The sequence below is a fragment of the Liquorilactobacillus mali KCTC 3596 = DSM 20444 genome, from assembly GCF_000260415.1.
In the GTDB taxonomy this organism is placed as follows: Bacteria; Bacillota; Bacilli; order Lactobacillales; family Lactobacillaceae; genus Liquorilactobacillus; species Liquorilactobacillus mali.
The window spans coordinates 1-13,471 of the sequence record NZ_BACP01000001.1; the positions used below are offsets into that span (position 1 = coordinate 1).

General features: G+C 36.5%; 10 protein-coding genes and 5 tRNA genes. 14 read left to right on the forward strand and 1 reads right to left on the reverse strand.

The genetic code is table 11. The annotated features are described in order from the left end of the window. The first annotated feature begins 90 nt into the window (after positions 1-90). The 8 genes from GSM_RS00005 to GSM_RS00040 all read left to right on the forward strand — a co-directional run bounded on the left by GSM_RS00005 (position 91) and on the right by GSM_RS00040 (position 6,002). Positions 91-162: transfer RNA gene (locus tag GSM_RS00005), tRNA-Glu, on the forward strand. A gap of 7 nt (positions 163-169) precedes the next feature. Further along, positions 170-242 (forward strand) — tRNA-Thr (locus GSM_RS00010). 1,216 nt (positions 243-1,458) lie between these two features. Continuing rightward, complete coding sequence (locus GSM_RS00015; RefSeq protein WP_003687712.1) at positions 1,459-2,928, forward strand: peptide MFS transporter; 1,470 nt, start codon at positions 1,459-1,461, stop codon at positions 2,926-2,928. A 76-nt stretch (positions 2,929-3,004) separates the two neighbouring features. Next, positions 3,005-3,090: transfer RNA gene (locus tag GSM_RS00020), tRNA-Tyr, on the forward strand. A 3-nt stretch (positions 3,091-3,093) separates the two neighbouring features. Beyond that, positions 3,094-3,165 (forward strand) — tRNA-Gln (locus tag GSM_RS00025). Positions 3,166-3,324: 159 nt separating this feature from the next. Then, entirely contained in the window at positions 3,325-4,125 is an 801-nt protein-coding gene (gene proC, locus GSM_RS00030; RefSeq protein WP_003687698.1) for a pyrroline-5-carboxylate reductase, read from the forward strand. A gap of 18 nt (positions 4,126-4,143) precedes the next feature. After that, positions 4,144-5,280 (forward strand): N-acetylglucosamine-6-phosphate deacetylase, encoded by a 1,137-nt coding sequence (nagA, locus tag GSM_RS00035; RefSeq protein WP_003687695.1) that lies wholly within the window; start codon positions 4,144-4,146, stop codon positions 5,278-5,280. Positions 5,281-5,300: 20 nt separating this feature from the next. Then, on the forward strand, positions 5,301-6,002 hold the full coding sequence (locus GSM_RS00040) for a GntR family transcriptional regulator (protein ID WP_003687693.1): 702 nt from the start codon (positions 5,301-5,303) through the stop codon (positions 6,000-6,002). Between the two features lie 120 nt (positions 6,003-6,122). Here the strand turns inward: GSM_RS00040 and GSM_RS00045 are convergent, their stop codons facing one another. Next, complete coding sequence (locus tag GSM_RS00045) at positions 6,123-6,863, reverse strand: WecB/TagA/CpsF family glycosyltransferase (protein ID WP_003687692.1); 741 nt, start codon at positions 6,861-6,863, stop codon at positions 6,123-6,125. Positions 6,864-7,044: 181 nt separating this feature from the next. Between GSM_RS00045 and GSM_RS00050 the strand changes: the two genes are divergently transcribed. The 6 genes from GSM_RS00050 to GSM_RS00075 all read left to right on the forward strand — a co-directional run bounded on the left by GSM_RS00050 (position 7,045) and on the right by GSM_RS00075 (position 13,366). After that, positions 7,045-8,508, forward strand: a complete 1,464-nt coding sequence (locus GSM_RS00050; RefSeq protein ID WP_029327317.1) for a nicotinate phosphoribosyltransferase — start codon at positions 7,045-7,047, stop codon at positions 8,506-8,508. A gap of 57 nt (positions 8,509-8,565) precedes the next feature. Continuing rightward, entirely contained in the window at positions 8,566-9,393 is an 828-nt protein-coding gene (gene nadE, locus GSM_RS00055; RefSeq protein ID WP_003687687.1) for an NAD(+) synthase, read from the forward strand. Between the two features lie 86 nt (positions 9,394-9,479). After that, positions 9,480-11,657: a Tex family protein gene (locus GSM_RS00060; protein ID WP_003687685.1), complete on the forward strand. Its 2,178-nt coding sequence runs from the start codon at positions 9,480-9,482 to the stop codon at positions 11,655-11,657. 6 nt (positions 11,658-11,663) lie between these two features. Next, positions 11,664-12,122 (forward strand): SprT family protein, encoded by a 459-nt coding sequence (locus GSM_RS00065; RefSeq protein ID WP_003687683.1) that lies wholly within the window; start codon positions 11,664-11,666, stop codon positions 12,120-12,122. 49 nt (positions 12,123-12,171) lie between these two features. Further along, positions 12,172-12,257 (forward strand) — tRNA-Leu (locus tag GSM_RS00070). A 125-nt stretch (positions 12,258-12,382) separates the two neighbouring features. Next, complete coding sequence (locus tag GSM_RS00075; RefSeq protein ID WP_003687681.1) at positions 12,383-13,366, forward strand: beta-ketoacyl-ACP synthase III; 984 nt, start codon at positions 12,383-12,385, stop codon at positions 13,364-13,366. The last annotated feature ends 105 nt before the right edge of the window (positions 13,367-13,471 follow it).

Sequence of the window (13,471 nt, forward strand, 5' to 3'; positions counted from 1 at the left end):
AATGGCTCAGAATTTGTTGATAACCGGGATAACTGATTATTTTCAGTTTCTGAGTTTTTTGTTAGCGAAATCGGTTGTATTTTGTTGAGCGACCCGTTGGTCAAGTGGTTAAGACACCGCCCTTTCACGGCGGTAACATGGGTTCAAATCCCGTACGGGTCATCGAAATGCCGGCTTAGCTCAGCTGGTAGAGCATCGGTATCGTAAACCGAGGGTCACAGGTTCAAATCCTGCAGCCGGCATAATATATACCTTATTTTACGAGACTTTAAGCAGTTTCATTGCAACATTATTGTATTAATTGCCAGTTTTTCTAGAACTGGTTTTTTTTTGCCCAATTTTATCTGATGAGTTTTTAATTTGCTGTTTAATTTTTTTATATTTTTCAATCAAATGTGTATGTAGTTTTTCTATATATGACAACTAAGTTCATATTCAAATTTTATTGAGTACTTTGCAAGCATTTTATATTTATTATATACAACAGTATAAAGCAGTTAGTAGTGTAATATAATGATATAATTTACCTATAAATATGAATGCTATATTTTTTGTAAATAGAGATATATAATTAATAGACTAGTTTGATTATAAAGGGGAGCTTAAACTTGAGACATTAAAGTATTAAACGATATAAGAGAATTACAAATGCTTCTAGTGTAGGAGTCGTTGCAACAGCATTTTTATTGGTGCATGGATTTGTCAAAAATCAGAAGTAAAATGCAGATGCTGACTAGGTTAAATACGAAGTAGTAACAGTTAGCAGTTCTGCTGGATCAAGTAGTGATACACAAGAATCAAATACTAAAACCGATTATATAGGACAAACCTCAGATACACAGCATTATGTTGGAACCAGCACTGAGGGTGAAAGTTCTATTACTGTAAATAGTAGTTACGGAGAATCTAATGGCGCTGATTTTAAATGATTTATTAAATTAACATTTAAATATCAGATAAAAATTTATCAAATAGTGGAAGAAATTCTACTTATTCATTAATCTTTATCATGAATATATGATTAAATTAAATAAGGGAATAGAATGATGTGTAGTTTATGTGATAAGCAACTTCGAAAATCAGTCTATACATGATAAATAAATGCAGTGAACCAAACGATATTAAATATGAGAGATATAAACGATAACGTGAAAATCTTAATTAAACCTATCATGGCAGTTACAAGGAATATTTTGTGAGTAAATGTTGGAGGAACAATGAAAATAAGGTGATAAGATAAAATTGTGTTTCTTATTTATAATTTTGGTGACACTTTTGTATGGTTTTTTTATCATAAATATGGAAACGCTTTGACTACTTATGTGTTAAATTATAATGATAGAACAACGTTATTTGTAATTTTATTTTACATATGATGTAACAATACGCGTAATTAAAAAAATTCTTTAATTACTATATAGGACAAAGTACTAATCAAAGATTGGGAGGAATTTATTAATGGATAAAAAAACGATGGATGTAATGTTTTTGGGACATCCGCGAGGATTATCCACACTTTTTTTCACAGAAATGTGGGAACGATTTAGCTATTATGGCATGAGAGCGATATTACTTTATTATATGTACTACGCCGTCGATGTTGGTGGGCTTGGCTTTAGCAAATCACTTGCATTATCTATAATGTCGATTTATGGGGCGCTTGTTTATCTATCTAGTGTCTTGGGAGGTTTTATCAGTGATAGAGTCTGGGGCAGTCGCAGAACAGTATTTGTGGGCGGAATTTTAATAATGTTGGGTCATACAGTATTAGCTACTCCATTTGGCAAACTGGCACTTTTTATTTCAATTGCGTTAATTGTCATAGGAACTGGGCTCTTAAAACCAAATGTTTCGGAGATGGTTGGTGAATTATATCAAAAAGATGATGCAAGAAGGGATACAGGCTTTAACATTTTTGTTTTTGGAATTAATTTAGGAGCATTTATTGCTCCAATTATTGTGGGATATTTGGGTCAAAAGGTAAATTTTCACTTAGGTTTCTCACTAGCAGCAGTTGGAATGTTAGTAGGTTTAATCCAATACTATTTTGATGGTAATAAATATCTATCAAAGGATAGTCTGTATCCAAATGATCCAATCGATCCAAGCGAATTACGGACAATTATTAAGAAGATACTTCTTTTTGTCATAGTAATTACTCTGACTCTTATTATTATGTATTTATTTAATCTGCTAACAATTAGCAATGTTATTTTATTGATAACGGTTATTGCTGTATTGATTCCAATCTATTATTTTGTAGTAATGCTGAACAGCAGAAAGATAACTAAAAGTGAAAGGTCACATGTATGGGCATATGTTCCATTATTTATTGCAAGCATATTATTCTGGTCAATTGAGGAACAAGGTGCTGTTGTATTAGCAATATTTGCCAATGAGCAAACCCGACTAGAGTTTTTTGGATATTCATTTCCATCTAGCTGGTTTCAAAGCATGAATCCATTATTTATCATGATATATGCACCAATTTTTGCAATAATTTGGACTACATTAGGAAGTAAACAGCCGTCTGCTCCATCCAAGTTTTCATACGGTCTTTTTTTTGCTGGCCTGTCCTTTCTATGGATGATGCTTCCGGGAATTTTATTCAGTACCGATACAAAAGTCGGTCCTTTGTGGTTAATAACGAGTTGGGCCCTAGTAATAATTGGTGAAATGCTAATTTCTCCGATTGGACTCTCCGCTACAACTAAATTAGCTCCTAAAGCATTTGAATCACAAATGATGAGCTTATGGTTTATCAGTGATGCGGTTGCACAGGCATTTAATTCACAATTAGTAAGATTCTATAATGGACAAAATGAAGTTGCTTATTTTGGAATAGTCGGTGCTGTTACCATACTTTTTGGAGTTATATTATTGATGTTTTCTTCAAAAATAAAGAAATTGATGAAGGGTATCGAATAAAAATTCAAAAAACACTTGCACAAGATAGTGAAAAATAGTATTATTATTAGGTCGGATATGACAACGGTAATGCTACGGAAGGGTAGCGAAGTCTGGCTAAACGCGGCGGACTGTAAATCCGCTCCTTCGGGTTCGGTGGTTCGAATCCACTCCCTTCCACCATACTGGGCTATAGCCAAGCGGTAAGGCAACGGGTTTTGATCCCGTGACGCGCTGGTTCGAATCCAGCTAGCCCAATTAAGAATAGAAGATAGAGGACGAAATAATTTTTTTCGTTCTTTTTTTGTCTTTTTTTATTTTATATCGAAAAAGATGAAACAAGAGTGATTGACTTTTTAAATAAAAATGATACATTCAGTACATTGGTATATATCATTTTCAAGTGGAGGTTGGCAAATGAAAATTGGATTTATCGGTGTTGGAAATATGGCCAAGTCAATAATTACGGGTTGGTTGACGAAAAAGGTTTTTGAACCTGGGGATATCCTTGTACATAGTGCACATCGGAATAATTATGAGGAATACGCACAAAAAACAGGAGTTATTGCATGTACTAGTAATGCTGCCGTGGTTGAGAAAGCAGACATTGTTTTATTAGCTGTAAAACCGTTTGTGTTAGCTAGTGTGATCGATGAAATAAGAGATGTAACAACTGGGAAAAAACTTATTATTTCTATGGCTAGTGGTGTTTCATTGGAAGAAATAGCTACACAATTTAAAAGTAAGAAAATACCTACAATTAGAATCATGCCTAATGTAAATGTCGAAATCAATGAAGGAATGACAGCGTTTGTTAGGAATGATGCTGTATCTGATATCATTTATGGACAGACTAAGAGCTTGTTTGACAGTTTGGGCCGGACATTAGAGATTCCTGAGAAGGATTTTAGTATTTTTGTAGCATTGGCAGGAAGTTCGCCTGCATACATCTATTATTTTATAGACGCAATGGCTCGTTCAGGTGTTAAGTATGGTCTCACTAAGAAACAGGCAACAGAAATATCTGCTCAAGCAGTTTTAGGCAGTGCCCAAAAAGTTTTAGCAGGAACAAAATCACCTATGGATATGGTCGATGATGTGTGTTCTCCAGGTGGAACGACAATAGCTGGATTATTGGCAATGGAGGAAGCAGGTTTCATGACGGCAGTTGTCAAGGGCATAGATGCAACAGTTTTGAAGGACCAGGCAACACACTAAGAAGGAGACGAAAATATTATGACAAAAGTTTTAAAACACGCTGATATTTTTACTGGTACAGAGGAAATTAAAGATGGGTACATTCGTTTTTCTGAAAAAATCGAAGATGTTGGACCGATGGCACAGTTTGTTGCTAGGGGGGAAGACACGGAGGTTGTTGATCTTGAGGGCAAGCTCATTGTTCCTGGTTTTATTGATGTTCACAGCCATGGTGGTTATAGCTTTGATGCGATGGATGGAAATGCTGACCAAATCGATGAGATGGTGACAGACATGATTCATGAAGGCATTACGAGCTATTTCGCAACGACAATGACACAATCGCATGAAAATATAGCGAAGGCTATGGTCGGAATCAAGGAAGCGGCAAAGAGAAATCGTGTAATTCAAGGTATCCATTTGGAAGGCCCATTCATTTCACCTGTTTTTAAAGGGGCTCAACCGGAAAAATATATCCAATCACCAGATGTTGAGTTATTTGATCACTGGAATAAACTTTCGGGTCATTTGGTAAGGCTGGTTACTTTTGCTCCCGAGCACGAAACTTCAGCAAAGTTTGAGGATTATTGTCTGCAAAATGGAATTGTACCTTCAATTGGTCACAGTAATGCTTTAAGAGAGCAGCTTAAGCATTCAAAAGCGAGCCATGTTACACATTTATATAATGCACAGCGTGAATTCAAGCATCGTCAACCTGGTGTAACGGGACATGCATTGCTTGAAGATAATATTTATTGTGAAATGATTGCAGACGGATTTCACGTTGTTCCAGATATGATTAAGCTGGCATACGAGATAAAGGGACCAGAGCGAATTGAGCTAGTTACTGATTCGATGAGAGCCAAAGGAATGCCTGAAGGTGTTTCTGAACTAGGAGGACAAAAAGTTATTGTTAAAGATCGTCAGGCACGGCTAGAAACTGGAAATTTAGCTGGATCGGTATTGCAATTTCAGGAAGCATTCCGTAATATTATTGCATATACTGGTTGTGGAATTAAAGAGGCGGTTTTAATGTCATCTGTTAATCAGTCACGCGAATTTGGTCTTACTACCAAAGGAACTCTAGAAATCGGGAAAGATGCTGATCTGAACATTTTGACTGGTGAATTAAAATTAATAGAAACGTACAGTTATGGGACTTGTTACAAAAATTAAACACGAAAGAGGGAATATTAATGTCATCACCTATTTATATTCAGATTCACAATGAAATTAAGCGTTCAATTGAGTCTGGGAGGTGGAAGGTAGGCGAGCGTATTCCCTCAGAGCGTGAGATGGCTGTAACCTTTGGTGTGAGTCGAATGACGCTACGACAAGCTGTAAAAACCCTTGTTGATGAAGGAATTCTCGAAAGGCATGTAGGTTCTGGAACATTTGTTGCTAGGCAAAAAGTTCAAGAAAAAATGTCATCTGGTGTAACTAGTTTTTCTGAATTGATGAGAGCGCAAGGGAAAAAGCCATCTAGTAAAACAATTTCTTATCATATTGCAACTCCATCTTTGAGTGAAATGGAGAAACTGAATTTGGTGGAAAAAGATCTGGTTTTGAGAATGGAAAGAATCAGGTATGCTGACGGTGTGCCAATTTGTTTCGAAGTTGCTACAATCCCTCATGAATTAGTAAAACATTATAGTAAAGAAGAAGTCACAAGTTCTTTGTATCATGTGCTTGAAGAGAGTGGGCATATAATTGGGCATGCACAACAAACGGTCTCTGCAATGTTGGCTTCAGAACAGATAGCAGAATATTTAGGGATTCGCAGAGGTGAGGCTGTATTACGATTACGTCAGATCACTAATCTAGAAGATGGAAAGCCATTTGAATATGTCAGGACGCAATATGTTGGCGAGAGATTCGAGTTTTATTTGGAAAAATAGTTTGTTATTTTGCTAATAATGAAATTTTGACTTACGGAACACGTTTATACGGAATAAATAGAAAAGCCGATTCAAAATATAACTTTTGAACCAGCTTTTTTTATCTTATAATAATTTAAGTCAGTTTTTAAGCAGACCAAATTTTTCCAAATAAACCATGATTAAGTATTTGGGCAAAGCTAGCATCCTCCAAAATCTAGATGGTTCTTGGAATAAACGATATAACCATTCAATATGATGCTTTTGCCAAAAAAGTGGAGCACGTTTGACAGTTCCTGCTAGAACATCAAAACTACCACCGACTCCCATCCAGATGGAAGCAGTTAGCTGACGATATTGGGCAATAAAGAATTCCTGTTTTGGAAAACCCAGTGCAACAAAGACAAAATCTGGGTTGCTTACTTTAATTTCAGCTGTGACTTCTTGTGCGTCTTTAAAATAGCCATCATGATATCCTGCAATTTTCAAAGCAGGATATTCATGACGAACTTTAGCAATTGTTTTTTTGATTGTTTCAGGCTTAGCTCCTAAGAAATAAACACTTTTTTGTTCTTTATCAGCAAATTCCAATAAAGAACAGAGTGTATCAAAGCCAGTTACCCTTTCAGGTAAAGGGGTCTTCAATATATTAGCACCTTTAATAATCCCAATTCCATCGGCAGTTGTGTAGTCAGCTGATTTGATTATTGCTAAATACTCTGGATTATCCCGTGCGTACAAAACGATTTCAGGGTTAGCTGTGATTACGAAACGATTTGAATGATTCAAGCTATCTGTCTTTAATTGTTCCAGTAGTTCTCTATTTGTAATTTTAGTAAAATTGACACCAAGGACAGCTACTTTTTCATATTTATCTGACATAAAATACCTCTTTTTCAAAATGACTAGCCATAGTATAACAGAAATGACGTGATTATGAAAAAGTGTTATTATAGTGCAATAGACATTGCATAAAGGGAAAGCGTTACAGCTTTTATTTTTTTGTGTAAATATAATTACAAATAATAATGTTGCTCAGCTTAGCTGAGAAGGAGTAGAAAAGATGGAAATGAATTATCCAGACGATAGTTATGCTTTACATACTGATGAATATCAGATCAATATGATTCAAACTTATTGGTTGAAGGGAATTGACCAAAGAAAAGCAGTTTTCGAACTTTATTTTCGAAAAATTCCTTTTCAAAATGGGTATGCTATCTTTGCTGGTTTAGAACGTGTAATTGATTATCTTAATAAATTACATTTTACAAAAAGTGATCTTGAATATTTAAAAGAGACTGGTAATTTTTCTGATGATTTTTTGGAATACTTAAGAAATTTCAAGTTTTCAGCAACATTAAGAGCTGTTGTTGAAGGAGAAGTTGTCTTCAATAATGAACCAATCTTGCAAGTAGAAGGTCCTCTTGCGGATTGTCAACTTGTTGAAACAGCAATTCTGAATGTAGTCAACTATCAAACATTGATTGCAACAAAGGCAGCTCGTGTGAGATCAGTTGTCCACGATGATGCTATCATGGAGTTTGGAACAAGAAGAGCTCAAGAATTTGATGCAGCTATTTGGGGAACTCGGGCGGCTTATATTGGTGGCTTTGATGCAACGAGTAACGTAAGGGCCAGCAAAATTTTTGGGATCCCAGCTAGTGGGACTCATGCGCATGCGCTTGTTCAAGCATATCGTGATGATTATGAGGCGTTCAAGGCATATGCTACTACACACAAGGATTGTGTATTTCTTGTTGATACTTATGACACCTTAAGGAGTGGGGTTCCTAATGCAATCAGGGTTGCAAAGGAATTAGGTGATAAGATAAATTTCTTGGGTGTGCGAATTGACTCTGGAGATATGGCGTATATTTCTAAACGTGTTAGGGAACAGCTGGATGAGGCGGGCTTTTCAAGCGCTAAAATATATGCTTCAAATGATCTTGATGAAAAGACAATCACAAACCTAAAAATGCAAGGGGCAAAGATCGATGTGTGGGGAGTTGGAACAAAGCTGATCACAGCATACGATCAGCCGGCACTTGGCGCAGTCTATAAGATGGTAGCAATTGAGAATAGCGACGGAATTCTTGAGGATACGATCAAATTATCAAGTAACGCAGAAAAAGTTTCAACACCTGGGAAGAAACAGGTATGGCGCATTACTAAGAAGGCCGATGGTAAATCTGAGGGTGATTACATTGCTTTGTGGGATGAAAAACCCGCAGAAGAAAAATCATTGTACATGTTTCATCCACAATACACATACATTAATAAGAATATAACAGATTTTGATGCACGCCCGCTTTTAAAGGATATTTTTGTAAATGGAACACAGGTTTATCAAGTTCCTAGTCTAATAGAAATCAAAGAATATGCGCATGAGCGGCTCGACAGTCTCTGGGAAGAATATAAACGTGACCTTAATCCACAAGACTATCCAGTTGATTTGTCTGAAGCATGCTACAATAATAAAATGAAGATAATTAAAGAAATTCGTGAAAGTATCAATAAAAAAGCGTAAAATGATGGTAGAAAACATCACATATAACTATGTGTGGCACTCAAGGAGGATTTCTAGATGAGAGAGTTACAAAAAAAAATTATCAGTGAATTGTGTGTTAGTTCTGTTTTTGATCCAAAGGCTGAGATTCGAAAAAGTGTTGACTTTATGAAGGAGTATCTAAAAAAACATGATTTTCTGAAGACACTTGTTTTGGGAATATCGGGTGGACAAGATTCTACTTTGACCGGTGCGTTAAGCCAGTTAGCAATCAAGGAATTACGAACAGAAACCGGCGATAATGAATATCAATTTATTGCTGTACGACTACCATATGGTAACCAAGCCGATGAACAAGATGCGATGGATGCAATCGAATTTATGAAGGCTGATAAAATAGTTCGTGTTAATATCAAGCCGGCAACAGATGCGATGGTAGAGAGTATTGCAGAAAATGGCTTGGAGGTCAGTGATTTCAATCGTGGGAATATCAAAGCACGTGAACGAATGATTGCTCAATATGGAATTGCAGCTGCTAACAAAGGGGCTGTGGTTGGCACGGATCATGCTGCTGAAGCAGTAACTGGGTTTTATACAAAATTTGGTGATGGCGGCGCAGATATTACTCCACTATGGCGCTTAGATAAACGACAGGGCAAGGCAATGCTCGAGATTCTTGGGGCACCAGAACACTTATATAAGAAGAAACCAACTGCGGACTTAGAAGATAATCGTCCAGCGTTACCAGATGAAGTAGCTTTAGGAGTTACCTATGATGATATCGATAATTATTTAGAAGGCCATGATATTGATAGTGCCGCAGCAGAAAAGATTGAAGCATGGTATTTAAAGACACAGCATAAACGGCATTCACCAATTACTGTTTATGATGAGTTTTGGAAATAAAAAAATTAGTGTGGTTAAACCATAATCTGAAGTGAATCATCAACTTGGAGGTTTAACTATGCTATTTTTTTTAAAGGAGAATGATAGTGAGTAATCTGATATTAGATAAAATTGCAAAACAGCTTAATTTAAAGTATAAGCAAGTACAAGCGACTGCAGAAATGTATGATGAAGGTGCAACCGTTCCATTTATGGCAAGGTACCGAAAAGAAAGAACCGGTAATCTGGACGAAGTAAAAATTCGTGAAATTCTTAATAGTAAACAATTATTAGAGAAGATTGAAAAAAGGCGTGCAGATGTTCAGGCTGCAATTGAAAAACAAGAAAAATTGACTCCAGTTTTGAAGAGAAAACTTGAAGCAGCTGATTCTTTACAGACAATCGAGGATTTGTATTTACCTTTTAAGAAAAAAAGAAGAACAAGGGCGATGGTTGCAAGAGAAGCGGGAATTGAACCATTTGCTAAATGGTTAATGACGGTAAATGCAAAGGCAGCAAAGAACTATGCTGAGAAGTTTGTAAATCCAGCACAAGATGTTCTTGATGCACAGCAGGTTATTTCAGGAGCATGTGACATTATTGCGGAAGAAGTAAGCGAGAATGCCTTATATCGTACTAGAATTCGTCAAATTACTAAGCAGCTAGGTAAAATAACGACTAAGCCTAAGAAAACAGAAGAGGATGAGCAGCAAGTTTTTAAAAACTATTATGATTTCGTAATGGCATACAAAAAAATTGCCAATCACCAAGTTTTGGCAATTAATCGTGCAGAAAGGCTTGGAATCATCGGTGTTAGTATTCAGGTGGATGAGGCTCAGATTCTAGACTATTTAGCAGTAAGAATTATAAAAAATAAAACACCAGAGATTATTAAAATTTTACAGGCTGCAATTGCTGATGGATATAAAAGACTGATTAAACCAGCAATTGAAAGAGAGCTCCGCACTGAATTGACACAGAAAGCCAGTGAACATGCAATTGAAGTTTTTGGGAATAATTTATACCACCTATTAATGCAATCCCCTCTAAAGGGCAAGTGTGTGTTAGGATTTGATCCTGCGTATCGTACGGGGTGCAAATTAGCAGTGGTGGATGAGACGGGGAGATTTAAGAGTAAGGCAATTATATATCCGCATAAGCAAAAAAATTCGCAAAAAGATGATGCAAATTGGAATAAAGCGATGAATCAATTTGTGGAAATACTTGAAAAAAACAAGGTAGATGTTGTCGCGATAGGTAATGGAACAGCAAGCCGCGAGTCTGAATCTTTTGTTGCTGAGGCTGTTGAGAAAACAGAGCGCCATGTTGTTTATGCAATTGTGAATGAAGCTGGTGCGTCGGTTTATTCGGCAAGTAAAATTGCGCGGGATGAATTTCCAGACTTTCATGTAGAGGAACGTTCTGCGGTAAGCATTGCAAGGCGCTTGCAGGATCCTCTGGCAGAGTTGGTAAAAATTGATCCGCAAGCAATTGGTGTTGGACAATATCAGCATGATTTACCGCAAAAAGAACTTAGTAATAAACTAGATGCTGTGATTGAAACTGCGGTCAACCAAGTTGGGATTGACTTGAATACAGCAAGTCCACAGCTTTTACAAAATATTTCTGGCTTATCAAGTACAACAGCAGCAAATATTGTTGCTTATCGTAATGAAGTTGGAATGTTTACCCAAAGAAATGAGTTAAAAAATGTACCTAGACTTGGACTCAAAGCATATGAGCAGTCTGCTGGTTTCTTGAGAATAATCGGAGGTAAGAATTTCTTAGACAATACTGATATTCATCCTGAGAGTTACCATGTAGCCAAAAATCTGTTAGAGAAACGTAAGATTATCACTTCGGATATTGGAACAAGTAAGGTCACCGCAAACTTGAAAAATGTAGATATTCAGGCAGTTGCTAATGAACTTGGTGTTGGAACAGCGACACTAGCAGATATTGTTAAAAGTTTAATTAAACCTGGTAGAGATATCAGATCCGATTTACCTCCAATACTGTTACGAAGTGATGTTTTAAAAATATCGGATTTAAAAGTGGGAATGAAACTCAAAGGTACGGTGCGTAATGTTATTGATTTTGGTGCTTTTGTGGATATTGGAGTAAAACAAGATGGGTTGGTTCATCTATCCCAATTAAGAAAAGGATTCGTAAAAAATCCTAATGATGTTGTAGCAGTGGGTGACATTGTTGATGTATGGGTTTTGAGTGTTGATGAGCAGAGGAAGAGAATCCAGCTAACGATGATTTCTCCAGAAAAGAGATGAGTTATTTTGAATAATGCAGCCTTGCAAAAACTTGTTGAAAAAATATCGGTGGAGTCATTTGGACAGAGTTTTAATTATAATGTAACGTTTAATACGCGTTTACGCACAACTGGTGGGAGATATGATCTTAGGACACATAACATTGATATAAACCCAAAGATGTTAACTGAACATGGTGTAGAGACTTTGCAAGGTGTGATTAAGCATGAATTATGTCACTATCATCTGCATCTTAATAATAAGGGATATAGGCATAGAGATTGTGATTTTAAGAAGTTATTGGCCAAAGTAGAAGGTTTAAGATTTGCACCTTTAAACAGTAACAGTTCAGCACATGCGTATAATTATGTCTGTACAGAATGCGGTCAACTTTATGTGAGAAAACGTAGGATAGATTTAAAAAAGTATGTCTGTTCGAGGTGCCATGGCAGATTGAAATTACAAAAAGAAGTAATGTATAAATAAAAAAGGCTTGCTCTCACGCAGAGTATTTGGTATAATTATTTCTGTTGTTGCGGGTATGGCGGAATTGGCAGACGCGTCAGACTAAGGATCTGGTGGGCGTTACAGCCCGTGATGGTTCGAATCCATTTACCCGCATCATATGGGCTATTCCAAAATTATTGTTTTGGTATGGCTTTTTTATTTATGTATAAGTAAAATAAATGTATCGCAGATTTGTATAAAGAAGTCGACCAATGATTCGATATAGGAGAATATATAAGATGCCTAGAGCCGTAAAAATAGAAGCCAGTGCACATTATGTGCCAGAACGTGTAGTGACTAATGCTGAACTATCTAAGTATATGGATACTTCAGATGAATGGATTCAAAAGCATACTGGAATAAAAACGCGACATTATGCTATTAATGAGAATACATCAGATCTTTGTGCAAAGGTGGCAAAAAAATTATTAACTGAGGCTAAGGTTGAAGCCAGTGAAATTGATTTAATCATAGTAGCCACAATCAGTCCGGATTCAATTACACCGGCCACTGCATCACTAGTTCAGCAAAAAATTGATGCAGTGAAGGCGTTCTCTTTTGATATAAGTGTCGCCTGTGCAGGCTTTATCTTTGCATTAAGCACAGCAGAAAAGTTTTTGCGTCACGGAAATTATAATAAGGCAATTGTGATTGCTGGTGAAGTAAATTCCAAAATGATGGATTTTTCTGATCGAACATCTGCTGTTTTCTTTGGTGATGGAGCTGGTGGAGTATTGTTGACGGCAAGTGATAATCCAGATGATGAAATATTCATAGCGGAAAAACTCGAAACAAGTCCAGCACCTGACATAATTCATAGCGGAAGAATTGCTCCCTTAAGCGAGATATCTAGAGATAGTTATCCAAAGATGGATGCTTTTTATCAAGATGGACGTGCAGTTTATGAATTTGTAACATCGATAGTTCCAGAACATATTACTAATTTACTTGAACAAAATGGTTATACAAACTCTGAATTGGAATTGATCGTGACGCATCAAGCCAATCTAAGGTTAATTGAAAATATTGCGCTCGGTATTAATGTGCCATTGAGTAAGTTTGAAACAAATGTTGAATTTTATGGTAACACGTCTTCAGCTGGAATAGCGATTGGCCTGGATCGAGCACTGAAGCGTGGTGAAAGGCCCCATGTTGCACTAATATCGGGTTTTGGAGCAGGGTTGTCATATGGCAGTATGCTGTTGGATCTATCTAGAATATAAAATAGCACGAGGTGTAAAGCCTGAGTTAACGTGAGGTTATGAAATTTGTAAGTATATTTTTCGCTGTGGGTTAATGCGAAGCCAATGGATAGAAAATCAAAAAAA